This window comes from Streptomyces sp. NPDC005281, assembly GCF_040607495.1.
Classification (GTDB): domain Bacteria; phylum Actinomycetota; class Actinomycetes; order Streptomycetales; family Streptomycetaceae; genus Streptomyces.
This window is the reverse complement of sequence record NZ_JBEXGX010000018.1, coordinates 61,738-86,148: the sequence shown is the minus strand read 5'-3', so window position 1 is coordinate 86,148 and position 24,411 is coordinate 61,738. Positions and strand designations below refer to the sequence as shown.

The 24,411-nt window shown below is 71.0% G+C and carries 17 protein-coding genes and 1 pseudogene; 12 read left to right on the top strand and 6 right to left on the bottom strand.

Annotated elements, in window-relative coordinates:
• Positions 1-70 precede the first annotated feature (70 nt).
• On the top strand, positions 71-1,435 hold the full coding sequence (locus ABZV42_RS24765) for an FAD-dependent oxidoreductase (protein WP_355986326.1): 1,365 nt from the start codon (positions 71-73) through the stop codon (positions 1,433-1,435).
• Positions 1,436-1,539: 104 nt separating this feature from the next.
• Here ABZV42_RS24765 and ABZV42_RS24760 read toward each other — a convergent pair whose 3' ends face one another.
• Together ABZV42_RS24760 and ABZV42_RS24755 are read right to left on the bottom strand one after the other, a co-directional pair.
• Positions 1,540-2,223: a glycerophosphodiester phosphodiesterase gene (locus ABZV42_RS24760; protein WP_355986328.1), complete on the bottom strand. Its 684-nt coding sequence runs from the start codon at positions 2,221-2,223 to the stop codon at positions 1,540-1,542.
• A gap of 17 nt (positions 2,224-2,240) precedes the next feature.
• Positions 2,241-3,389, bottom strand: a pseudogene (locus ABZV42_RS24755) (adenosine deaminase); the annotation flags it as partial.
• 454 nt (positions 3,390-3,843) lie between these two features.
• On the opposite strand from ABZV42_RS24755, the gene ABZV42_RS24750 reads away from it, so the two are divergent.
• Positions 3,844-4,704 carry a DUF4190 domain-containing protein gene (locus ABZV42_RS24750; protein ID WP_356053602.1) on the top strand — a complete coding sequence of 287 codons (861 nt, stop codon included), beginning with the start codon at positions 3,844-3,846 and terminating at the stop codon, positions 4,702-4,704.
• Positions 4,705-4,751: 47 nt separating this feature from the next.
• Here the strand turns inward: ABZV42_RS24750 and ABZV42_RS24745 are convergent, their stop codons facing one another.
• Positions 4,752-6,281 (bottom strand): MFS transporter, encoded by a 1,530-nt coding sequence (locus tag ABZV42_RS24745; protein WP_356053651.1) that lies wholly within the window; start codon positions 6,279-6,281, stop codon positions 4,752-4,754.
• 379 nt (positions 6,282-6,660) lie between these two features.
• Positions 6,661-7,251, bottom strand: a complete 591-nt coding sequence (locus ABZV42_RS24740; protein WP_355986332.1) for an NADAR family protein — start codon at positions 7,249-7,251, stop codon at positions 6,661-6,663.
• A 208-nt stretch (positions 7,252-7,459) separates the two neighbouring features.
• On the opposite strand from ABZV42_RS24740, the gene ABZV42_RS24735 reads away from it, so the two are divergent.
• The 8 genes from ABZV42_RS24735 (at position 7,460) to ABZV42_RS24700 (ending at position 17,235) form a co-directional block, all read left to right on the top strand.
• Entirely contained in the window at positions 7,460-8,986 is a 1,527-nt protein-coding gene (locus ABZV42_RS24735) for a gamma-aminobutyraldehyde dehydrogenase (RefSeq protein ID WP_356053601.1), read from the top strand.
• A gap of 76 nt (positions 8,987-9,062) precedes the next feature.
• Positions 9,063-10,310, top strand: coding sequence for a spermidine/putrescine ABC transporter substrate-binding protein (locus ABZV42_RS24730; RefSeq protein WP_355986336.1), 1,248 nt, complete (start codon positions 9,063-9,065; stop codon positions 10,308-10,310).
• Between the two features lie 5 nt (positions 10,311-10,315).
• Positions 10,316-11,467, top strand: a complete 1,152-nt coding sequence (locus ABZV42_RS24725) for an ABC transporter ATP-binding protein (protein ID WP_355986390.1) — start codon at positions 10,316-10,318, stop codon at positions 11,465-11,467.
• Complete coding sequence (locus ABZV42_RS24720; RefSeq protein WP_355986338.1) at positions 11,467-12,396, top strand: ABC transporter permease; 930 nt, start codon at positions 11,467-11,469, stop codon at positions 12,394-12,396. Before ABZV42_RS24725 ends, ABZV42_RS24720 begins: the two co-directional genes overlap by 1 nt.
• A complete protein-coding gene (locus ABZV42_RS24715) occupies positions 12,397-13,197 on the top strand; it encodes an ABC transporter permease (protein ID WP_355986340.1) in 801 nt (266 codons plus the stop codon).
• A gap of 40 nt (positions 13,198-13,237) precedes the next feature.
• Positions 13,238-14,665 (top strand): FAD-dependent oxidoreductase, encoded by a 1,428-nt coding sequence (locus tag ABZV42_RS24710; protein WP_355986342.1) that lies wholly within the window; start codon positions 13,238-13,240, stop codon positions 14,663-14,665.
• Positions 14,666-14,825: 160 nt separating this feature from the next.
• Positions 14,826-15,284, top strand: coding sequence for a hypothetical protein (locus tag ABZV42_RS24705; RefSeq protein WP_355986344.1), 459 nt, complete (start codon positions 14,826-14,828; stop codon positions 15,282-15,284).
• Between the two features lie 121 nt (positions 15,285-15,405).
• Entirely contained in the window at positions 15,406-17,235 is a 1,830-nt protein-coding gene (locus ABZV42_RS24700; RefSeq protein ID WP_355986346.1) for a glycoside hydrolase family 18 protein, read from the top strand.
• On the opposite strand, the gene ABZV42_RS24695 is transcribed toward ABZV42_RS24700, so the two are convergent.
• Both ABZV42_RS24695 and gabT read right to left on the bottom strand, forming a co-directional pair.
• Positions 17,174-17,824 (bottom strand): phosphatase PAP2 family protein, encoded by a 651-nt coding sequence (locus ABZV42_RS24695; RefSeq protein ID WP_355986348.1) that lies wholly within the window; start codon positions 17,822-17,824, stop codon positions 17,174-17,176. The two genes, ABZV42_RS24700 and ABZV42_RS24695, sit on opposite strands and share 62 nt — an antisense overlap.
• Positions 17,825-18,342: 518 nt before the next feature.
• Entirely contained in the window at positions 18,343-19,677 is a 1,335-nt protein-coding gene (gene gabT, locus ABZV42_RS24690) for a 4-aminobutyrate--2-oxoglutarate transaminase (RefSeq protein ID WP_355986350.1), read from the bottom strand.
• Positions 19,678-19,978: 301 nt separating this feature from the next.
• Here gabT and ABZV42_RS24685 point away from each other — a divergent pair, with 301 nt between their 5' ends.
• Together ABZV42_RS24685 and ABZV42_RS24680 are read left to right on the top strand one after the other, a co-directional pair.
• The gene (locus tag ABZV42_RS24685; RefSeq protein WP_356053600.1) at positions 19,979-22,405 is read left to right on the top strand and encodes an ATP/GTP-binding protein; all 2,427 of its coding nucleotides are present in this window, start codon (positions 19,979-19,981) and stop codon (positions 22,403-22,405) included.
• Between the two features lie 208 nt (positions 22,406-22,613).
• Complete coding sequence (locus ABZV42_RS24680) at positions 22,614-24,281, top strand: PucR family transcriptional regulator (RefSeq protein WP_355986354.1); 1,668 nt, start codon at positions 22,614-22,616, stop codon at positions 24,279-24,281.
• The last annotated feature ends 130 nt before the right edge of the window (positions 24,282-24,411 follow it).

The following is a 24,411-nucleotide window of genomic DNA, read 5'->3' as shown; positions in this document are numbered from 1 at the left end:
ACCGACTTAGGTTTGCCTCAGTTTAGGCTTCCCGTCGAGTCCCCTGCCCCTGCTCGAAGGGAAACTGATCATGCCTCGCCCTCTGCGGGTAGCCATTGTCGGAGCCGGCCCCGCCGGTATCTACGCCGCCGACGCGCTGCTGAAATCCGCAGTGGCCGCCGAGCCCGGTGTCTCCATCGACCTGTTCGAGCGGATGCCGGCCCCGTTCGGTCTCATCCGTTACGGCGTCGCCCCCGATCACCCCCGGATCAAGGGCATCATCACCGCCCTGCACCAGGTGCTCGACAAGCCGCAGATCCGCCTCTTCGGCAACGTCGACTACCCGCGCGACATCAGCCTCGACGATCTGCGCGCCTTCTACGACGCGGTGATCTTCTCCACGGGCGCGACGGCCGACCGGGCCCTCGACATACCGGGCCTCGACCTCGACGGCTCGTACGGCGCGGCGGACTTCGTCTCCTGGTACGACGGTCACCCGGACGTCCCGCGCACCTGGCCGCTTCAGGCCGAGAAGGTCGCCGTCCTCGGTGTCGGCAACGTGGCGCTGGACGTGGCCCGTGTCCTCGCCAAGACCGCCGAGGAACTGCTGCCCACCGAGATCCCGCCGAACGTCCACGAGGGGCTCAAGGCGAACAAGGCCCTCGAGGTCCACGTCTTCGGCCGCCGCGGTCCCGCGCAGGCGAAGTTCAGCCCGATGGAGCTGCGCGAGCTCGACCACTCACCGAACATCGAGGTCATCGTCGACCCCGAGGACATCGACTACGACGAGGGTTCGATCGCCACCCGGCGCGGCAACAAGCAGGCCGACATGGTCGCCAAGACCCTGGAGAACTGGGCGATCCGCGACACCGGCGACCGCCCGCACAAGCTGTTCCTGCACTTCTTCGAGTCGCCCACCGAGATCCTCGGCGAGAACGGCGAGGTCGTCGGCCTGCGTACCGAGCGCACCGCCCTCGACGGCACCGGGAACGTCAAGGGCACCGGCGAGTTCAAGGACTGGGACGTCACCGCCGTCTACCGCGCGGTGGGTTACCTCTCCGACAGTCTGCCCAAGCTGCCCTGGGACGTCGACTCGGGCACGGTCCCGGACGAGGCCGGCCGCGTGATGGAGGACTCGGGCGAGCACCTGCGGTCCACGTACGTCACGGGCTGGATCCGGCGCGGTCCCATCGGTCTGATCGGTCACACCAAGGGCGATGCCAACGAGACGGTCGCGAGCCTGCTCGACGACCACGCCAACGGCCGTCTGCTCACTCCCACCTCGCCCGAACCGGCCGCCGTGGACGCCTTCCTCGGCGAGCGGGACGTCCGCTTCACCACGTGGGAGGGCTGGTACCGGCTCGACGCCGCGGAGAAGGCGCTGGGCGAACCGCAGGGCCGCGAGCGCGTGAAGCTCGTCGAGCGCGAGGACATGCTGAGGGAGAGCGGCGCCTGAGCCGTCGGAGGCCAGGACGGGGCGGCTCCGCCGCTCAAGTCCGGAGCACGCGCTCCGGACTTGAGCGGCAGAGCCGCCCCGCTCAGTCTCTGCTCAGTCCCCGCTCAGTCCCTGCGCAGGGCGGTCAGCGCGTCGATGCGGTTGGTCGTGATCGAGTCGACCCCCGCGTCGAGCAGGCGGCGCATGGAGCGGCGGGTGTCCGGGGTCCACACGGAGACCAGGTGGCCGTCGCGGTGGATTCGGGCCGTCAGGTCGGCGTTCACCAGGGGGAAGCGGTAGTTGAGCCAGCGCGGGCGTACGACGTCGAGCAGGCCCGGGCGCGGCGGTGCCAGGGTCGTCCAGGTCAGCGCGATCTCCGCGGCCGGGTCGGCGGCCCGCACCGCGAGCATGGCGGGGGCCGCCGCGCAGTAGTACACCCGCTCCCCGGCCCCGCACGCCCGCACCACGTCCACGACCGCGCGCGCGACCCTCACATCCACCGAACCCGGCAGATCGACCATGACCCTGCTGTCACCGGTCGCCCCGAGGGCCTCCGCCAGCGTCGGCACACCGCCCTCCGTGAGTCCGCGCACCTCGTCCCCGGAGACCGAGCTCAGCGGCCGGTCGTGTCCCCACAGACGTTTGAGTGTCGCGTCGTGCAGCAGGACGGGTACGCGGTCGCGCGTCAGACGTACGTCGATCTCGACGGCGTCCGCACCCCGGCGGAGCGCGGAACGCAGCGAGTCGATCGTGTTCTCACGGGCGCGATAGGGGTCGCCGCGGTGGGCGACTGCGGTCACGTTGCGCATGGGGCCATTGTGCTGGGTCAGAGGGCGAGCCAGGCCGCCGCGTACGTGTCGATCTCCGCCGCGAGTTCGGCCTTCTCCGCCTCGCCGAGGAACGAGGCGCGCACCGAGTTCTTGGCGAGCTCCGCGATCCCCGGCTCGTCGAGGCCGAGAAGGCGCGCGGTGACCGCGTACTCGGTGTCGAGGTCGGTGCCGAACATCGGCGGGTCGTCCGAGTTGACGGTGACCGTCACCCCGGCCGCCACGAACTCCTTGACGGGGTGCTCGTCGAGGGTGCGGACAGCGCGCGTGGCGATGTTCGAGGTCGGGCAGACCTCGAGCGCGATGCCGTGCTCGGCGAGATGGGCGAGCAGCTTCGGGTCCCGCGCGGAACTCGTGCCGTGGCCGATGCGTTCGGCGCCGAGGAAGGTGAGCGCGTCCCAGACCGTCTCGGGGCCCGTCGTCTCACCGGCGTGCGGCACCGAGTGCAGTCCCGCCGCGCGGGCACGGTCGAAGTACGGCTTGAACTGGGGCCTCGGTACGCCGATTTCGGGGCCGCCGAGCCCGAAGGAGACGAGCCCCTCAGGCCGCAGCCGGTCGTCGGTCGCGAGCCGCACGGTCTCCTCGGCGGCCTCCAGACCGGCCTCGCCCGGGATGTCGAAGCACCAGCGCAGGACGACACCGAGTTCGGCCTCGGCGGACTTGCGGGCGTCCTCGATCGCGTCCATGAAGGCCCGCTCGTCGATTCCGCGCCGCGTGGACGACCACGGAGTGATCGTCAGTTCGGCGTAGCGCACCTGCTGGCGGGCCATGTCACGGGCGATCTCGTACGTCAGCAGCCGTACGTCCTCGGGCGTGCGGATGAGGTCGACGACGGACAGGTACACGTCGATGAAGTGCGCGAAGTCCGTGAACGTGAAGTAGTCCGCGAGCGCCTCGGGGTCGGTCGGCACCCGGGAGTCGCGGTGGCGGGCGGCGAGCTCGGACACGATGCGCGGGGAGGCGGAGCCGACGTGGTGGACGTGCAGTTCGGCCTTGGGCAGCCCGGCGATGAAGGTGCCCAGGTCGCGGGCGTCGTCGCGGGCGGTGATGTGCTCGGTCAACGGGTTCCTCCCCGGAACGGCGTCCCCGGGCCGTGTTCGGCGGGACGCGGGTGATCGGCTGATCGACGGTTCGGGATCATCGTAGGCGGCCCCCGCGGTCGGGGCCCGGTGTCCGGCGCGTACGACGAGCGGGTTGTCCGTCCGACGGTCGCGCGGGACGAGCGGATCCTCGTACGACGGAGATCGGGGGAGTGGCGTGGGCCGTAGCATGACGGAACGTACGAGAGAGGGGACTTCGCGCATGTCCGACGACGCCCAGAGGCCGACAGCCCCACGCGACGCGGGTGCGTGGGCTCCGCCGGGCGGGGCGAACCCGATGTCCACGCCGAGCGGATCCCCTGAGCCGAGCGGGTCGTCCGGGGCGGGCACCGCGCCGGACTCCGGTCCCGTGGCGGACGCGATACCCGAAGCGGATCGCGCATCCGCTCCCGTCCCGGACCACGCGACACCCGCAGCGACACCGGGTTCCCTGCCCGCCCAGGGTTCCGTGCCGGCCCAAGGCTCCGTACCCGCCCAGGGGTCCGTACCCGCCCAGGGTTCCATGTCCTTCGCCGCTCCGGGCCCCGATGCCCGGGTCTCCCTCGGGAAGCGGGACGTCGAACGGGAATCGGAGTTCAACCCGTGGGCGTCGCCCGAGGAGATCGCGTCGCCCGGGGAGACCGTACGGGGAAGCGCCACGCCTCCTCCGGCGTACGGCCTTCCGGCGATCACCTCCCTGCCCGGCGCGCCGGTCCCGCCCGGACCGGGAAACCCCGGCGGTCCCCCCTGGGACAACCCCTTCGCCCCACCGTCGGACAACCCCTTCGCCCCACCGTCGGACAACCCCTTCGCCCCACCGTCGGACAACCCCTTCGCCGCGCCGACGGGACACGGCCCCTTCGCCGCGCCGACGGGACACGGCCCCTTCGCCGCGCCGCCCGCCCGCACCCCCTACCCGCAGCCCGCTCCCGGCGAGCCCGTCCCTCCGCCGCCCGTCGCCCCCGGCGGTCCTGGTCTCCCGTACGGATACGGCTACCCGCAGTACCCCGGCGTTCCCGCGAGCGCCGGCTATCCGGGCGCACACGGATACGGCTGGCCCGTCACGCGGCCCATGCCGAGCAACGGGCTGGGAACCGCCGGGCTCGTGCTGGGCATCATCGCGGCGGTCCTGTTCATCGTGTGGCCGCTGGCGATCGTGCTGGGCGTCCTCGCGGTGATCTTCGGACTGATCGGCGGGGCCAAGGCCCGCCGGGGAGAGGCCACGAACGCCGGGCAGGCGCTGGCGGGAGTCATCTGCGGAGCCGTCGGCCTGGTCCTCGCCGTCGGCGTGTTCGTCCTCGTCGTCGTCTTCGCTTCGGACGACGGCGGGAACGGCTCGGGCGGCGACGGCTTCTCCACGTCCCTGGTCACACACCGGCGCTGACCCGAGGCGGCCGGCCCGGCCACGGACCGGGTCCGGCGGCAGCGGTGTCAGTCGGCCGCGGCGGACGCGTCCTCGTCCTGCGGCGCCGTCCCTCCTCGGCCTCCGGGGTGGCGCAGGGCGCAGAAGAAGCCGACGGCGAGCGCGATCGCCATGCCGTAGAAGACGTACTGATTGGCCTCGGCGAAGTCCGTCCGCACGCTCGCCATCACCTCGCGCATGGTCGACGCGGCGGCGCCGGTGCCCGTGGGCTGCTGGGTGTCGGCGTTGCCCGTCACGGCCTGGGCGATGTCGTCGGCCACGTCGTGTGCCTGGGCGGACGACATGCCGTGGGACCGCAGCGTGGACACGACCTTGTCCGTCATCGTGTGTGTCAGGACGGTCCCGAAGACGGCGAGACCCACGCTCGCCGCGTAGTTGCGGACGGTCTGGGTGATCCCGGTGACCTCGCCGTAGGAGGCTCCGATGGACCGGTTGACGGCGTCGGTGGACGCGGGCGCCAGGATGAAGCCGATGCCGGCGCCGGAGAGGGCGACGTACGGCCATTGGTCGTGCATCGACAGATCGGTCAGCTTTTCGGCCCAGAGGTAGAACCCGACCGCGCCCAGGACGGTGCCGATCTTCATGGCCGGCCGTGCGCCCTGCTTGTCCAGCATGCGGCCGCCCCACTGGGAGGCGATCGCGAAACCGGCGAAGAAGTACAGCAGGTAGAGCGCCGCCTGGTTGGGCGAGGCGCTGAGCGAGACCTGCGCGTACACCGAGGCGAAGAAGAAGACCGGGACGAAGGCGAGCATGGCGAAGAAGAGCACCAGGGAGTCCACGGTGAACGCCTTGTCCCGGAAGACGGCCAGGTTGACCAGCGGGTGCTGTCTGTCCCGCTCGTAGCGCCAGAACATGATCAGGACGACGAGGCCACCCGCGATGCATCCCCAGGTCGCCACGCTGTCCCAGCCCCAGGACGCGGCCTGCTGGAAACCGAGCACGCTCAGGCCCATGCCCACCGCGATGAGCAGCGCCCCGACACGGTCCAGCGGTTCGTCCCGCCGCCGGTCGGGAATGCGCGCCAGCACGGTCAGCACGAGGGCCACGACGGCGACGGGCACGTTGACCCAGAAGATCGCCCGCCAGGTCCACGCCGTGAGCCAGCCGCCCAGCAGCGGGCCGATGGCCGTCAGCGCTCCCGACAGGCCGAAGAACAACGCCAGGGCCCGGCCGCGCCGCTGTACCGGGAAGACGGCCACCACCACGGCGAGTGCCGCGGGGAAGAGGAGAGCGGCTCCGAACCCCTGGGTCGCCCTGAAGACGATCAGCCAGGTCTGGGCGAAGTCTCCCTTGGGCACGCAGCCGCACAGCACCGACGAGACGACGAACACGAGGGTGCCGGCGACGACCACACGGCGTGGCCCGAACAGGTCGGCCATGCGTCCGCCGAGCGCGAAGAACGCGGCCAGCGACAGCAGGTAGGCGTTCACCACCCACTGCATCCCGGAGGCGGAGAGCCCCAGCTCGCGGACGATGTCCGGTGCGGCGATGGAGACGATCGTCTGGTCGATGAACGTCATCGCCACGGCGAAGAGCATCGCCGCCAGTGCCAGCGACTGGTTCGGGGCGCGGGGTGCTGTGGGCGCGGTCTCGTCCCGCGCGTCGATGCCGGTCACCCGCACAGTCTCAGCCGGTTCACCCACCGTCGCATCCGGGGCACGGCGTCATCGCGCACTCGTAGGGCCGCGCCGACGAGCCCGGCCCGGAGTCGTGCCGGCACGCACCCGTGCCTCGCGCCGGAGCGCACCGACCCGCGCCCACGGAGCCGTACCGGCGCCGCCGAGCCGAGGCCGCCGCCCGCCGCGCGGACGGTCGGCGGACCCGGGAGAAGCATCGGACGAGGCCGCCCGCGGGACCCGGCGCCCCTCTCGACTCCCGGGGCCCGACTGCCGAAGCCAGACCCCCGGGGCCCAGCGGCTAGCGCAGCCGCTCTCGTGCCTCCATCAGGGCGAATCCCAGCAGGTTCGACCCGCGCCAGCGGCGCGGGTCCGCGGCTCTCTCGTCGTCGGCGGCCAGACCGATTCCCCAGACCCGGTCCATGGGGCTGGCCTCGACCAGCACCCTCCCCCAGCCTTCGGCCGGGGGGACCCCCATCTCGCTTCGCTCACCCGTGCCCAGCAGGAACGACTTCAGGCCGGGGTGGGCGGCGAACTTGTGGACGCTGCCCTCGACGACGATCCCGAACCGTTCGCGCTCCCACACCGCCTCGTCGAAGCCGCGCACCAGCCGCCCGGCCTTCTTGGCGAGCGCGGGGCTCGCCGCGCCGACCGCCAGCCGCTCGGCCTCGGCGTCGCCGAAGAGTCGTGCCTTGGCCGCCATCATCCAGTGCTCCGCCGTCGCGTACGCGACTCCCTCGGCCACGAAGGGTGACGGCCACCACTGGCTGAGGCAGCTCGACCCCACCTCGCCGTCCGCCCTCGGGCGATGCCCCCAGAAGTGCAGATACTTCACCGGCGCCCCCGACTCGACCACACTGACCAGCGCGTCCCGTGCATCGATCTTCCCCATGCACGCCACTGTGGCACGCACCACTGACAGACCGTCCCGCCTTTTCCAGGAGGACTCGACACCTGGTCGAAGGATTCCGTCGCGTAACCAAAAGGCAACAACGGAATCACTTGTTGGAGTCCCTTTGCTCTGTCAGGATCGGCACTCAAATCGAGCTGGAGCTACGCCGACCCCCGTCTCGACGGGGAGGACGGCGGAGGAGAGCGACATGCACAATCCGGGCCATCGCTTCCAGGCGCAGGACCGCCTCGCGGACGGCGCGCAGTACATCGGAGGCCGTCTCACCAAGGGCACCTCCGGTCGTACGCACGCGGTCGTGAACCCCGCCACCGGCGAGGAGGTGTACACGTACGAGCTGGCGAGCACCGCAGACGTGGACGCGGCGGTCGCCGCCGCCCACGCGGCGTTCCCCGGCTGGGCGGCCACCACTCCGGGAGAGCGGTCCGACGCGCTGCACCGCTTCGCCGCCGTGCTCGCCGAGCGGGCCGAGGAGTTCGCCCAGGCCGAGTCGCTCCAGTGCGGAAAGCCCCTCAAGCTGACCCGCGAGTTCGACGTCCCGGGAACCATCGACAACACCGCGTTCTTCGCGGGCGCCGCCCGGCATCTCCAGGGCCAGTCGGCCGGTGAGTACTCCGGCGACCACACCTCGTACGTACGCCGCGAACCCATCGGCGTCGTCGGCTCCATCGCGCCCTGGAACTACCCGCTCCAGATGGCCGCCTGGAAGATCCTCCCGGCGGTCGCGGCCGGCAACACGATCGTGCTGAAGCCCGCCGAGCTGACCCCGCTCACCTCCCTGCTGTTCGCGGAGGCGGCCACCCACGCCGGCATCCCGGACGGTGTCATCAACATCGTCTCGGGTCTGGGCAAGGAGGCCGGCGAACATCTCGTCGCCCACCCCGACGTCGTCATGACCTCCTTCACCGGGTCGACGGCCGTCGGCAAGCGGGTCGCCGAGGTCGCCACCTCGACCGTCAAGCGCCTGCACCTGGAGCTCGGCGGCAAGGCCCCCTTCCTCGTCTTCGACGACGCGGACCTGGAGGCCGCCGTCAACGGCGCGGTCGCCGGATCGCTCATCAACACCGGCCAGGACTGCACGGCCGCCACCCGCGCGTACGTGCAACGGCCGCTCTACGAGGCGTTCGTGGAGCGCACCGCCACCCTGATGGCGAGCGTCCGCGTGGGCGACCCGTTCGCGCCCGGCACCGACCTCGGCCCGCTGATCTCGCACGCCCAGCGCGACCGTGTCGCCGGATTCGTCGACCGGGCCCGCGGCTACGCACGCGTGGTCACCGGCGGAGAGGCTCCCCAGGGAGACCTCAAGAGCGGCGCGTACTACGCACCCACGCTCGTCGCCGACGCCGCGCAGGACAGCGAGATCGTCCAGGCCGAGATCTTCGGCCCGGTGCTCGTGGTGCTCCCCTTCGACACCGACGACGAGGGCATCGCGCTCGCCAACGACACACCGTACGGACTCGCCGCCTCCGCCTGGAGCCGCGACGTCTACCGGGCCAACCGCGCGACCCGCGAGATCAAGGCCGGCTGCGTCTGGGTCAACGACCACATTCCGATCATCAGCGAGATGCCGCACGGCGGTTACAAGGCGTCCGGCTTCGGCAAGGACATGTCCGCCTACTCCTTCGAGGAGTACACACAGGTCAAGCACGTCATGTTCGACAACACCGCGGTCGCCGAGAAGGACTGGCACCGCACGGTCTTCGGGGACCGGCCGTAGCCCGTACACCGGCTACGGCCCTGTGGCAGACCAGGCCGCGACCACGGCCGCGACCCTTCCGAAAGGGCATCAGAGCATGGAGCAGTACGAGCCCGAACGCCTGTCCCCGGTACAACTGGCCGCCATGCGGCGCAGCTTCCGGAACGGCAGGGCGGCCCTCACCCGCCGGTCACTGCTGCGCGCCTCGGCGGGCGGCGCACTGGCCGTCGGAGGTCTCGGGGCACTGAGCGGCTGCGGGATCCCCGCGGCCGGCCGGACGCAGGGCGGCACGTCCGCCCAGGACCACTCGGCCACGGAGAAGACCCTCAACTTCTCCAACTGGACCGAGTACATCGACCTCGACGACAGCGGTAAGCACCACCCGACGCTGGAGACCTTCCGTAAGCGGACGGGTATCTCGGTGAAGTACACCGAGGACATCAACGACAACAACGAGTTCTTCGCCAAGATCAAGCCGCAGCTCGCCGCCGGGCAGCCCACCGGCCGTGACCTGATCGTCCTCACCGACTGGCTGGCCGCGCGCGTGATCCGGCTGGGCTGGGTGCAGAAACTCGACCCGTCCAACCTGCCGCACGCCTACACCAACCTGTCGCCGCAGTTCCGCAACCCCGACTGGGACCCGGGCCGCGCCTACTCGTACCCGTGGCAGGGCATCCCCACCATCGTCGCCTTCAACAAGAAGGCGCTCGACGGCATCGAGGTGAAGTCGGTCTCCGACCTCCTCGACAACCCGAAGCTCAAGGGCCGCGTCTCGTTCCTGTCCGAGATGCGCGACACCATGGGCATGACCCTGCTCGACATGGGCAAGGACCCGGCGAACTTCACCGACGACGACTTCGACGCGGCGATAGCCCGGCTCCAGAAGGCCGTCGACAAGGGCCAGATCCGCCGCTTCACGGGCAACGACTACACCTCCGACCTGACCAAGGGCGACATCGCGGCCTGTGTGGCCTGGGCCGGCGACATCGTCCAGCTCAAGAACGACAGCCCGGACGTCGACTACGTCATCCCCGACAGCGGCTACATGACGTCGACCGACAACCTGCTGGTCCCCAACAAGGCGCGTCACAAGACGAACGCCGAGCGGCTGATCGACTTCTACTACGAGCCGGAGCAGGCAGCCCTGCTCGCCGCGTACATCAACTACGCGACTCCGGTCGAAGGCGTGAAGCCCTACCTTGCCAAGATCGACCAGGACGCGGCGAACAACCCGCTGATCGTCCCCGACAAGGCCATGCAGGCCAGGTCCCACTCCTTCCGCGCGCTGAGCCAGAAGGAAGAGACGGCCTACGAAGAGAAGTTCGCGAAGCTCACAGGGGCGTGACGATGATGACGACAGAATCCAGCGGCGACGTCCGCCTCACCGGGATCAGCAAGACCTACGGCTCCTTCACCGCCGTGCACCCGCTCGACCTGACCGTGCCGCAGGGCTCCTTCTTCGCCCTGCTCGGTGCCTCGGGCTGCGGCAAGACCACCACCCTGCGCATGATCGCCGGTCTGGAGGAACCTTCCTCCGGCACCGTGCACCTCGGCGACCAGGAGGTGACGTACCTGCCGCCGTACAAGCGGCCGGTGAACACCGTCTTCCAGTCGTACGCGCTCTTCCCGCACCTGGACATCTTCGAGAACGTCGCCTTCGGCCTGCGCCGGCGCGGGATCAGGAGCGTCAAGAAGCAGGTCGACGACATGCTCGACCTCGTCCAGCTCGGCGAGCAGGCGCGCAAGAAACCGCACCAGCTCTCCGGCGGCCAGCAGCAGCGCGTCGCGGTCGCCCGCGCGCTGATCAACCACCCCAAGGTGCTGCTCCTGGACGAACCCCTCGGTGCCCTCGACCTCAAGCTGCGCCGCCAGATGCAGCTGGAGCTCAAGCGGATCCAGACCGAGGTCGGCATCACCTTCGTCCATGTCACGCACGACCAGGAGGAGGCCATGACCATGGCCGACACCGTCGCCGTGATGAACGCGGGCCGGGTCGAGCAGCTCGGCGCGCCCGCCGACCTGTACGAGAACCCGCAGACCACCTTCGTCGCCAACTTCCTCGGCACCTCCAACCTCATCGAGGCCGAGGTCGATTCCCGCGGCGGCGACGAGATCGTGCTCAAGGCGGGCGGCGGCAAGCTGGTGCTCCCCGTGGCACGCTGCTCCGCGACCGCCACGACCGGCGGCAAGGTCCTCGTGGGTGTCCGCCCGGAGAAGATCTCCCTCACGCACGCCGACGACGCCGGCGAGATACCCGTCGGCCGCAACCGGATCACCGGCAAGATCGCCGACTCCAGTTTCATCGGCGTCTCCACCCAGTACGTCATCGACAGCGCCGTCTGTCCCGAGTTCGAGGTCTACGCCCAGAACATCGACCGGGACTCCCGGCTCGTGCCCGGCGCCGACGTCGTCCTGCACTGGAGCCCGGCGCACACCTTCGGACTCGACGCCGCCCAGGACATAGAGGCGGGCGTCGAGACGGCCGAGGAGGAGGCCGCCTGATGGCCACCGTCACCGAGGCCGAAGCGCCACCGCTCGCGCCGCAGCCCGCGACGAAGCCGCCGAAGAAGCGCGGCCGCCTCGTCCCGTACTGGCTGCTCCTGCCCGGACTCCTGTGGCTCGTCGTCTTCTTCGCGCTGCCGATGATCTACCAGGCCTCCACGTCCGTGCAGACGGGCTCCCTGGAGGAGGGCTACAAGGTCACCTGGCACCTCGCGACCTACTGGGACGCGATCGCCGAGTACTGGCCGCAGTTCCTGCGCTCGGTCTTCTACGCGGCCGGCGCGACGATCCTGTGCCTGCTGCTCGGCTACCCGCTGGCGTATCTGATCGCCTTCCGCGCGGGCCGCTGGCGCAACCTGATCATGATCCTGGTGATCGCCCCCTTCTTCACCAGCTTCCTGATCCGCACCCTGGCCTGGAAGACGATCCTCGCCGACAACGGCCTGGTCGTGCACACGCTGAACTCGCTGCACGTCCTCTCCGTCACCGACTGGCTCGGCTGGACGGCCGGCGACCGCGTCCTCGCGACACCACTCGCCGTGGTGTGCGGTCTGACGTACAACTTCCTGCCGTTCATGATCCTGCCGCTCTACACCTCGCTGGAGCGCATCGACGGCCGGCTGCACGAGGCCGCGGGCGACCTGTACGCGAGGCCCTGGACGACCTTCCGCAAGGTCACCTTCCCGCTGTCGATGCCGGGCGTGGTCTCCGGAACGCTGCTGACCTTCATCCCGGCGGCCGGTGACTACGTGAACGCGGAACTCCTCGGCTCGACCGACACCCGCATGATCGGCAACGTCATCCAGACCCAGTTCCTGAGGATCCTGGACTATCCGACGGCCGCCGCGCTCTCCTTCATTCTCATGGCCGCGATCCTTCTCATGGTCACGGTCTACATTCGCCGGTCCGGGACGGAGGATCTGGTCTAAATGCCCTTCGTCAACTGGCTCAAGCGCCATCTCGTCGTCATCGGGGGACTGCTGACGCTGGCCTATCTGCTGCTGCCCAACGTCGTGGTCACCGTGTTCTCCTTCAACAAACCGAAGGGGCGCTTCAATTACGAGTGGCAGCAGTTCTCCACGGACGCCTGGAAGGATCCGTGCGGCGTCGCCGACATGTGCGGCTCGCTCGGACTCAGCCTCCAGATCGCCGTCTGGGCGACGATCGGGGCCACCGTCCTCGGCACGATGATCGCCTTCGCGCTGGTCCGCTACCGCTTCCGCGCGCGCGGCGCCGTGAACTCGCTGATCTTTCTGCCGATGGCGATGCCCGAGGTCGTCATGGCCGCCTCGCTGCTTACCCTGTTCCTCAACATGGGCGCCCAGCTGGGCTTCTGGACGATCCTGATCGCCCACATCATGTTCTGCCTCAGCTTCGTCGTCACGGCCGTCAAGGCCCGTGTCATGTCGATGGACCCGCGGCTGGAACAGGCGGCCCAGGACCTCTACGCCGGCCCGGCGCAGACGTTCCTCCGGGTCACCCTGCCCATCGCGGCCCCCGGAATCGCCGCGGGCGCGCTGCTCGCCTTCGCGCTCTCCTTCGACGATTTCATCATCACCAATTTCAACGCGGGCTCGACCGTCACGTTCCCCATGTTCGTCTGGGGTTCGGCACAGCGCGGAACACCCGTTCAGATCAATGTCATCGGAACGGCCATGTTCCTCGTCGCCGTACTGTTCGTCCTGTCCGGAATGCTCATCGGAAATCGCCGGAACAGGCAAAAGGCATAACACCCGCAACAATCGTCACGCTCGTAGGGAGTTGGAAATCATGGCCCCAAGCGCCATGACCAGTGGTAATCAGTGGACGAAATCCCTTTCCGACGTCCAGCCGGTCTCGTACTGGCTGGACGACCCCGGCAAACCCCGCCCCGAGCCCGCGCTCACCGGCGCCGAGACCTGCGACCTGCTGGTCGTCGGCGGCGGCTACAGCGGACTGTGGACCGCGCTGATCGCCAAGGAGCGCGACCCCGGGCGGGATGTCGTCCTGGTGGAGGGCCGCGAGGTGGGCTGGGCCGCCTCGGGCCGCAACGGCGGCTTCTGTGCCGCCTCCCTCACCCACGGCCTGTCCAACGGGCTCACCCGCTGGCCGGACGAGATCGGGAAGCTGGAGGAGCTGGGCGCCCGCAACCTCGACGAGATCGAGGCGGCCGTCGCCCGCTACTCCCTCGACTGCGACTTCGAGCGCAGCGGTGAGATCGACGTCGCCACCGAGCCGTACCAGGCGGCCGAACTGCGGGAGTGGCACGAGGAGCTGGAACGCCGGGGCCTCGCCGAGGGCATCGAGTTCCTCGACACCGAGGCCGTACGGGAACAGGTCGACTCCCCGACCTTCCTGGCCGGGCTGCACGACCGTCGAGGCGTCGCCATGCTCCACCCGGCGAAGCTGGCGTGGGGCCTGAAGCGGGCGTGCCTGGAGCTCGGAGTGCGGGTGTACGAGCACACTCCCGCCCTCGAACTGAAGCCGTACGGCGCGGGCATGGCCGTCCGCACCCCGTACGGCTCGGTCCGCGCCCGCCGGGTGGCGCTCGGCACCAACATCTTCCCGAACCTGGTCAAGCGGGTGCGCCCGTACACCGTCCCGGTCTACGACTACGCGCTGATGACCGAACCGCTCAGCGCCGACCAGCTGGCGTCCATCGGCTGGAAGAACCGTCAGGGGCTCGGCGACTCGGCCAACCAGTTCCACTACTTCAGGCTGTCCGCCGACAACCGGATCCTGTGGGGCGGCTACGACGCGATCTACCCCTACGGCGGCCGGCTGAACGCCGGGCACGACGACCGCCCCGAGACGTACGCCAAGCTCGCCGGGCACTTCTTCACCTGCTTCCCGCAGCTGGAGGGCGTCCGTTTCTCCCACGCCTGGGGCGGCGCGATCGACACCTGTTCCCGGTTCTCGGCGTTCTTCGGCACGGCCCACGGCGGCAAGGTCGCCTACGCGGCCGGCTATACGGGCCTCGGGGTGGGCGCCACCCGGTTCGGCGCCGATGTGATGCTCGACCTGCTGGCGGGGGAGCGCACCGAACGCACCGAGCTGGAGATGGTCCGCAAGAAGCCGCTGCCGTTCCCGCCCGAGCCGTTCGCCTGGACCGGTATCGCGCTCACCAAGTGGTCGCTGGCCCGGGCGGACACGCACGGCGGCCGGCGCAATCTGTGGCTGCGGACGATGGACAGGCTGGGCCTCGGCTTCGACAGCTGAAGCGAGCACCCCCGAACACCCCCCCACCCGGGGAAACGTGCCGGGTGACAGGGCTATTCGAATTCTTGTCAATTCATGGCCGGAACCCGCGTAATGCACGACCCGGACCTCCCTCTCCCCTGTGACGCGACCCGCGTCGACACGAGAGGGAGGTTCCGTCATGACAGGGCCCAAGGCGGCGGTCGAGTGGCTGGCATCGGTGGCTCCGGACCCCCAGGCCTGCCGCTGGGAGTGGGAGCGCAATCCCCGGGGCATCGCGCTGCTGCCGGCGGGAAGGGCCTGGGACGTCCTGATCCTGCCGGGCGAGCTCGGCTACCCGACCCTCGACGTCCTGACCCGGGTGATCGACCAACCGGGGCCCGTGCTGGTCGACTTCGGCGACGCCCGGATGGGCTTCTTCGTGCCCGCGGGCACCGCTGCCCGATGGCTGGGCACGGGGGTGCGCACGGCGGGCCAGGGCACCTGGATCGTGGTGCCGTATCCGGGGAGGGCGACCGGCGGGGTCCGCTGGCTGGTCCCGCCCGACGGCTCGGGCACGCTCACCGACCCGGCCCTGCTCGAACTGGCCATGCACGAGGCGGCGGCGGGCCTCGCCGGGAAACGGGACGGGAGGCGGTGAGGGCGCTGTTCCGGCGCCCGCCCGAACTCCGTTGCCTGTCGGAGGACTTGACAACCGAATTGGTCTGGACCAAGTTGGGCGCGCGCTCCATCCTCCAACTCCCCCATGCCCGGAGGCAATCATGGACCCCACCCGACACGGCAGACCCCTCGCACGCCGTCGCCGGAGGCTGCTCGCCGCCTGTACGGCCACCGCCCTGGCCGTGCCCGGCCTGGTCGCGCTCTCGTCGGCCGCCCGGGCGGCCGACGCCGACCTCGCCAGGAACGGCGGCTTCGAGTCCGGTCTGAGCGGCTGGACCTGCACGGCGTCGACCACCGTCAACTCACCTGTGCACGGCGGCAGTTCGGCGATGATGGCGACCCCGGCCGGCAGCGACTACGCCCAGTGTTCGCAGACCGTGACCGTGAAGCCCGACGCGCAGTACACCCTCTCCGGCTACGTCCGCGGCGCTTACGTCTACCTCGGCGCGACCGGCACCGGTACGACCGACGTCAGCACCTGGACCCCGTCCGCCACCGACTGGCAGCAGCTGAGCACCACCTTCCGCACGGGCGCCGCCACCACTCAGGTCACGATCTACACCCACGGCTGGTACGGCACCGGCGCCTACTGGGCCGACGACCTCTCGCTGACCGGCCCCGGCGTCGACGCCGGGCAGCCGCCGGCCGCGCCCACCGGCCTGAAGACCGGCACGGTCACGTCCTCCTCGGTCGGACTGTCCTGGACGGCGGTGTCCGGGGCGACCGGGTACGCCGTCCACCGTGACGGGGCGAAGGTCCAGACCGTCACCGGGACCTCGGCCACCGTGAGCGGTCTCTCGGCCTCCACCGCGTACTCCTTCCAGGTCACCGCGACCAACGACGCGGGCGAGTCCGCGAAGTCGGCCACGGTCACCGCGACCACCTCGGCCGGCTCGGGCGGCGGCGGCTCGTCCGACCTGCCGACGCACGCGCTCGTCGGCTACCTCCACGCGAGCTTCGCCAACGGCGCCGGATACACGCGCATGGCCGACGTCCCCGACAGCTGGGACGTCATCGACCTGGCCTTCGGCGAACCGACCTCGGTCACATCGGGCGACATCCGCTTCAACCGCTGCCCGGTCTCCGAATGCCCCACGGTGGAGAGCGACGCCGACTTCAAGGCCGCGATCAAGGCCAAGCAGGCGGCGGGCAAGAAGGTGCTGATCTCGATCGGCGGGCAGAACGGCCAGGTCCAGCTGACCACCGCGGCCGCCCGTGACACCTTCGTCTCCTCGGTCTCGAACATCATCGACACCTACGGCCTGGACGGCCTGGACATCGACTTCGAGGGCCACTCGCTCTCCCTCGACGCGAGCGACACGAACTTCAAGAGCCCGACGACCCCGGTGATCGTCAACCTCATCTCGGCGCTGAAGACCCTGAAGGCCAAGTACGGCTCGAAGTTCGTCCTGAGCATGGCCCCGGAGACCTTCTTCGTCCAGCTCGGCTACCAGTACTACGGCACCGGCAAGTGGGGCGGCCAGGACCCGCGCGCCGGAGCGTACCTCCCGGTGATCCACGCCCTGCGGGACGACCTGACCCTCCTGCACGTCCAGGACTACAACTCCGGGTCGATCATGGGCCTCGACAACCAGTACCACTCCATGGGCGGCGCCGACTTCCACATCGCGATGACCGACATGCTCCTGACCGGGTTCCCGGTCGCGGGCGACGCGGCCAACGTCTTCCCGCCCCTGCGCCCCGACCAGATAGCCATCGGCATGCCCGCCACGACCAACGCCGGCAACGGCTACGTGGCACCGGCCGAGGTCACCAAGACGCTCGACTGCCTCACGAAGAAGACCAACTGCGGCTCGTACGCGACACACGGCACCTGGCCGGGCCTGCGCGGCCTGATGACGTGGTCGGTCAACTGGGATCGCTTCGGAGGCGGGGAGTTCGCGCGGACCTTCGATCAGTACTTCGGCTGAGGAAGAGCCTGAGGGAGCACAGCAGAACAGCGCAGAGGCACCAGCTGGCCACCACGTCCAGTGGCCAGTGGTAGCCGCGCCGGACCAGACCGAAGGCCACGCACGCGTTCAGGGCCGCGCAGACGCACAGCAGCGCGCCCCGGGCACCGGCCGTGCGGAGCAGCGGGAGAAGGAGCAGGGCCGCCGCGCCGTACGCGACGGCGGCGGTGGCGGTGTGCCCCGAGGGGTAGAAGCCGGTGCCGGGTCCCATGACCGGGGGGCCCGGCCTGGCGATCAGTTCCTTCAGGGGCACGATCACCGCGGGGACGAGAGCCATCAGGACCGCGGCGGCGGCCGGGGGCAGCCACCATCGGTCCAGACCGGTAGCGCGGTTCCGCAGGGCGACACAGGACAGCGCCAGCACGAGGACCGGAACCGCCACCTGGACACTGCCCAGGTCGGCGAGCAGTTCGGAGAACCGGTCCGGGTGGACGAGAGCGCCGCTCAGCCGTTCGTCCAGGCGCACGAGCGGGCCGCCCGCCACGACCTGCCAGGTGATGAGCACGAAGCAGAGGGCGGGCAGGCCGAACATCAGAGGCGTGCGGGGCATGGGGGACAGCCTGCCATTGTCCGAAACCGTCTCGGCGCGGGCCCGCCCGTCACGGCCGGCGGAAGAGGCCGCAGAAGCGGAACCGGCAGAGAGGGGGCCCGCGGAAGGGCTGGGCCGGAGAGAGACGGGAAGCGGCCGCCCCGGAACAGGGGGGTGGTTCCGGGGCGGCCGGTCGGACCGGAATGCCGCGCGCCCCGGGGGGTTTGGGGCGGGCGGCTGTCCGATCGGTGAGGAGAACCGGAGCCGCAAGCTCCGGGTGTGTGCGCGAGGGCACGACCAGGGCGAAGCTGGGGCGGCCTCGGCCCGGTACAGCCCGCAGTCCCCTGCGGACGGGTGCATCCCTGATCTGGTTAGAACCTACGGCAGGGGGTGCGGCTCCGACAGATGGATTCGCGTCCCGCCATGCACCTCGCACACCTTCTTCACACGCCCCCACGGGAACGCCGCAGCACCGGAACCCCGTACGGAATCCGCCCGTGGGCGGTCTCCGGGGTCCCGGTGCTGCGGCGCCTTCCGCGTCAGATGCGGGAGAAGGCCTGCTCGATGATGTCGAGACCCTCGTTGAGGAGGTCCTCGCCGATGACCAGCGGGGGCAGGAAGCGGAGGACGTTGCCGTAGGTGCCACAGGTCAGGACCAGCAGGCCCTCCTGGTGACAGGCCTTGGCGAGCGCGCCGGCCGCCTCCGGGTTCGGCTCCTTGGTGGCCGGGTCCTTGACCAGCTCGATCGCGATCATGGCGCCGCGGCCGCGGACCTCGCCGATGATCTCGAACTTCTCCGCCATGGCGCCGAGACGGGTCTTCATGACCGACTCGATGTGCTTCGCCTTGGCGTTGAGGTCGAGCTCCTTCATCGTCTCGATCGCGCCGAGCGCACCGGCGCAGGCCACCGGGTTGCCGCCGTAGGTGCCGCCCAGGCCGCCGGCGTGCGCCGCGTCCATGATCTCGGCGCGGCCCGTCACGGCGGCGAGCGGCAGACCGCCCGCGATGCCCTTGGCGGTCGTGATCAGGTCCGGGACGATGCCCTCGTCCTCGCACGCGAACCACTGGCCGGTACGGCAGAAGCCGGACTGGATCTCGTCCGCGACGAAGACGATGCCGTTGTCCTTGGCGAACTGGCTGATGGCCGGCAGGAAGCCCTTCGCGGGCTCGATGAAGCCGCCCTCGCCGAGCACCGGCTCGATGATGATCGCGGCGACGTTGTCGGCGCCGATCTGCTTGTTGATCATGTCGATGGCCTGGGCGGACGCCTCGGCACCGGCGTTCTCCGGGCCCGTCAGCCAGCGGTAGCCGTAGGCGACCGGCACGCGGTAGACCTCGGGCGCGAACGGACCGAAGCCGTTCTTGTACGGCATGTTCTTGGCGGTCAGCGCCATCGTCAGGTTCGTACGGCCGTGGTAGCCGTGGTCGAAGACGACGACGGCCTGGCGCTTGGTGTACGCGCGGGCGATCTTGACGGCGTTCTCGACGGCCTCGGCGCCCGAGTTGAACAGGGCGGACTTCTTGGCGTGGTCGCCCGGGGTGAGCTCGGCGAGCGCCTCGGCGACGGCGACGTAACCCTCGTACGGCGTGACCATGAAACAGGTGTGGGTGAAGTCCTGGAGCTGGGCGGAGGCCCGGCGCACGACGGCCTCGGCGCTCGCACCGACCGACGTCACGGCGATACCGGAGCCGAAGTCGATGAGGCGGTTGCCGTCGACGTCCTCGATGATGCCGCCGCCGGCGCGCGCGGTGAAGACAGGGAGCGTCGACCCCACGCCGGCCGCGACCACGGCGATCCGGCGGGCCTGGAGCTCCTGCGACTTCGGGCCGGGGATGGCGGTGACGACGCGGCGCTCCTGCGGAACTGCGGTCATGAGGGGCTCCCTGATGATCTTGCGAACCGGACGGTCCCCGGTGAACGCGGGGTGGTCCGGGCGGGGGGTTTTCGGACGCTTGCCTTCTTTCTTCGCAGGCTAGAGCCGAGGAGGGGGGCTCGGCATGCGCCATGTGGGCGTTGTCGGAGGAATCCGTTGTCCGCCGTGGACATAGAGGCACGGACGCGCGGTGGTCCGGTCCCGGTGCGGGCGCGGCCCCGTAAACGGTGAACTCGCCCCGCGGGACCACTAGATTGACCTGAGAGCGACAGGCGGACTGGCTGGTCAGGGGGCGCACACGATGGACTTCGACGGTACGCGCGACGCACGTGGCACGCATGCCGACCCAGTGCCTCGTCCGGCCGCACCCCCAGGACAGGCCGCCGTCCCCGGTGCCGCTCCGCCCAGGCCCCCGGGCCCACCGCCCCTCCCCGGCGGCCCGCCGGCGCCCCGTACCGCCGTACGCGACTGGCTCAACGAGCCCCGCCCCGACGCCGCACTGGGGATCTGGCGGTACGGATACGTCGCCCCCAAGGCCTCGAAGGAGCGCCGGCGACTGCCCTCCGTGACGATCGTCGGCCTCGCGATCCCCCTCGTGATCGGGCTGATCGTCTGGTCGCTGTGGCGCCGGGGCAACGTCCCCTATCAGCTCGTCGTGCTGAAACTGTTCACGCCGGACGGCTGGTGGTGGGGCGGGACGACCGCGCCGAAGACCTGGCAGGGCCGGGACGCCGTCATCGTCTACGACGGCCTCTTCTTCGCCGCGCTGATCTACACGATGGGACGGCTCGGCAGCTGGCGCGAGATCGCCCATCACTTCGTCGTCCGGCGCACGCAGCCCGGCCGGGCCGTCATTGCGGCCCTGGCGGCCCTGGTGACCCTGACGTTCGTCTGGCCGGACGCCTTTCCGGGCGTCGGCTGGGACGCCCTGCCGATCGTCAACCCGGTGCTGTCCCTGGTGGCGCTGATCTCCGGCGGCGACGACGTGTTCGAGTCGCTCGCGATCACCTACGGCGTCTACGCGCTGATCACCGTGCTCGTCCTGCTGCCCTTCGCCGGGCTCGGCGGATGGTGGCCGCTCGCCAAGGAACGGTTCGGAGCCGGCCCGGCCGCCCCGGCGGGCATCCCGGCCGCGTCACCGGCCGGGCCGCCGGAGCCGGCGGGACCGCCGGCCGAATGGCCCGAGCTGCGGGCGACCGGCCAGCACAAGGCGGCGGAACTGCTGTCCTCCGAGGTGCTGACCGAGCGCATGAACGACGTGGACTGCGCGCGGATCCTGCGCGCCCTGGCCTCGGCCAGGCGCGACGGACAGCTCGCCGGCTTCAGCGACACCGTGCTCAGGCGGGGCGCCGCGGCCTGGACCCATCCGTCCGGTGACCGCGACCTGCCCGTCCGCTCCGCCGCGCACGACCTGCTCGCGGCCCAGGTGCGGCTCGGCCGGTGGGTCGACCGGGAGCGAACGCCGCTCGCCTACTCCGGCGCGGGCGCCGCCCTCGGCCCGGCGGCCCTCGGCACCTCGCTCCTCGCCGTCGGACCGGCGGGCTCGGGGAAGACGCGCCACCTCGTGCGGCCCGTCGCCGAATCCCTCGGACTACAGGCCCTCACCGCGCGCTGCGCCGTCGTCGTCGTGGCCGCCGCCGGGACGCCGGTCGGCCCCGAGACGTCGTACGACGTCGTCGTCAGGCTCGGCGACCCCGCGTCGGTCCATGATCTCGACCTGTACGCCGACAGCGAGGACGCCGACGAAGCCGCGGCCTTTCTCGCGGAAGGCCTGGTCGGCAGCGTCGACGGAGTCGACGTCCGGCGCGCCGCCACGGCACTGGCCCAGCTCCTCGGCCCCTACCGCGCCGTCCACGGCACGTTCCCCACGATTCCCGTGCTGCGCGAACTGCTCGACGGAATGCCCGCGCTGCTCGACCCGCTGCGGCAGGAGCTGTCGGCCGGGGGTCACCCCGCGATGCTCCGCGAACTGGAGGCACGGCTGCGGCAGAGCGGCGGTCCGAACGACCCCGGCCCCGTGCTGGCCGACCGGCTCGCGCTGCTGGACCGGCCCGTCTTCGCGGACTTCTTCGGTTCGGGCACGAGCGCCCGGCCGTTCTCGCTCCGGGCGGTGGCCCATCATCCGCTGCGCGTCCGCGTCGACCTGCCGGAACGTGGATACGAAGAGGCGTCGCAGCTGATCACCCGGCTTCTGCTCGCCCAGTTCGCCTCCGTCGTCCGCGGCGGCGACCGGCGCGGGCACTTCGCCTGCCTGGTGCTCGACGACGCGACCGGCGCCCTGACCGCCGAGACGGTCCGCCGCATCCAGGGCCTGCGGGCGCACAACGCCGGAGTGGTCCTCGCGCTGCGGACCATCGGCGACATCCCCGAGGCCCTGCACGGGCCGCTGTACGGCGCGGTCGGCTGCCGCATGGCCTTCTCCGGGGTCACCACGTGGGACGGCGGCCGCTTCGCCGAGTCCTGGGGCACCGAGTGGGTGGAGGCCCGCGACGTGGCCAAGCACACCGTCTTCGCCGACCAGCCCATGACCCGGGCCATCCACGCGCTGCGCAAGCTGGTCACCGGCAAGGCGGTGACCACGGACGCCGTGACCGTGCGCCAGGTCGAGCGGGAACGCTGGTCCGCGTCCGAACTGGCCCACTCGGTCCCGCCCGGACACGCCGTGCTGTCGCTGACCAGCGTGAAGGGAGAGCACGCTCCGCCGCTGCTGGTGGACCTGCGGGGCTGACGGGCGGGCGGGGAACCGCGCTGCCCCGGCCGAGGGACGCGAGGGGTATATCGGGCGGAACGCATGAATATGCGGAGCCGTTGACCAGGACGTATGAGCGTGAGCGCACACGGCGACCGTACGGTGAGGCAGAATCGACACAGGCCGTTCATACGCCGCGGCCAAAAGATCACAGAGATCACAGAGCTCACACCGACCTGAAGGCCCCATGCCCCCCACGCTCGCCTCGCTCGTCCACCACTCCGCGCTCAAGCTCACTGTGCGCGCGGGCGAGGACCGCCTGGACGTGCCCGTCCGCTGGGCCCACGTCAGCGAGCTCGCCGACCCCGTGCCGTACATGGAGGGCGGGGAGCTGCTGCTGATCACCGCGCTCAAGCTCGACGCGGACGACCCCGACGTCATGCGGCGGTACGTGAAGCGGCTGGCCGGGGCCGGAGTCGTAGGGATCGGCTTCGCCGTCGGGGTCAACTACGACGAGATCCCCAAGGCGCTCGTCGACGCGGCCGAGGAGGAGGGGCTGCCGCTCCTCGAAGTCCCCCGGCGCACCCCCTTCCTCGCCATCAGCAAGGCCGTGTCCGCCGCCATCGCCGCGGATCAGTACCGGGCCGTCACCGCCGGGTTCGCCGCGCAGCGCGAGCTCACCAAACAGGCGCTGAACGGGGGTCCGGAAGGCCTGCTCGCCTCGCTCGCCGGACAGGTCGACGGATGGGCGGCGCTCTACGACGCCTCCGGCTCCGTCGTCGCCGCCGCGCCGGACTGGGCGGGACGCCGCGCCGCGCGGCTCACCCCTGACGTGGAGCGGCTGCGTGAGCGGCCCGCGCCCGCGAGCTCCGTCGTGGGCGGGGAGGACCGCGTCGAACTGCACTCCCTCGGAACGGGGCGCAGGCCGCGCGCCGCGCTCGCCGTCGGAACCGCTGGCGCCCTCGGCACCGCCGAGCGCTACGCCGTGCACTCGGCGATCGCCCTGCTGACCCTCACCACCGAACGCTCGCGGTCCCTGCACGCCGCCGAACAGCGGATCGGCGCGGCCGTGCTCGGGATGCTGCTCGCCGGGGAACCCGACCACGCGCGGGCCGTCGCCGGAGACCTGTACGGCGAACTGCTCGACGCGCCCTTCCGGCTGATCATCGCCGAGTCGGTGTCCGCGTCGGCCGGGCGGGCGCACGCCGACGGGAACGCGCGGGTCGGCGCGGCCGCGCCCGCCAAGCCCGCCGTCGCCGTGACCGGCGTCAAGGGTGATCCGCTGGGCGGCCTCGCGGAGGTCGTCGAATCCGCCGCCGCGCGTTCGGGGGAGTCCGTGCTCGCCGTGCCCTACGGGGAGCGGCTGGTCGTCCTCGCCGTGGACGGGGGCGCCGCCGTCGCCGCCTGCGGGGACTACGCCGCGGTGCTGGAGTCCGCGCGGGCCGTCCCGCGCGAGCAGGGCGCCGGGGGCGCCGGAGACGAGGGCGAACTCGTCGTCGGGCTTTCCGCCCCGGCTGGGCCGATCGCCGCCCGCGCCGCCTACAAGCAGGCCGAACAGGCCCTGTCCGTCGCCCGGCGGCGGGGCCGGTTCCTCGTCGAGCACGAGGAACTGGCGGCCGGGTCCGTCCTGCCGCTGCTCGCCGACGACGCCGTACGGGCGTTCGCCGACGGCCTCCTGCGCGCGCTCCACGAGCACGACGCCACCGGTCGTGGAGACCTGGTCGCCTCGCTGCGGGCATGGCTGTCACGGCACGGGCAGTGGGACGCGGCGGCCGCCGAACTGGGGGTCCACCGGCACACGCTGCGCTACCGGATGCGCAGGGTCGAGGAGATCCTCGGCCGGTCGCTGGACGACCCCGACGTCCGGATGGAACTCTGGCTGGCCCTGAAGGCCACGGCGGCGACGGGCGAGTGAGGGGCTCCGCCGGTGACCGGTGACGGTCGGGGGTGGCCGGGCTTCGCCGCTGACCGGGGACGACCGGGGAGTGACCTGCACCGGTGCTGACCGGGGACGGCCGGGGAGCGGCTCGCACCGGCGTTGACCG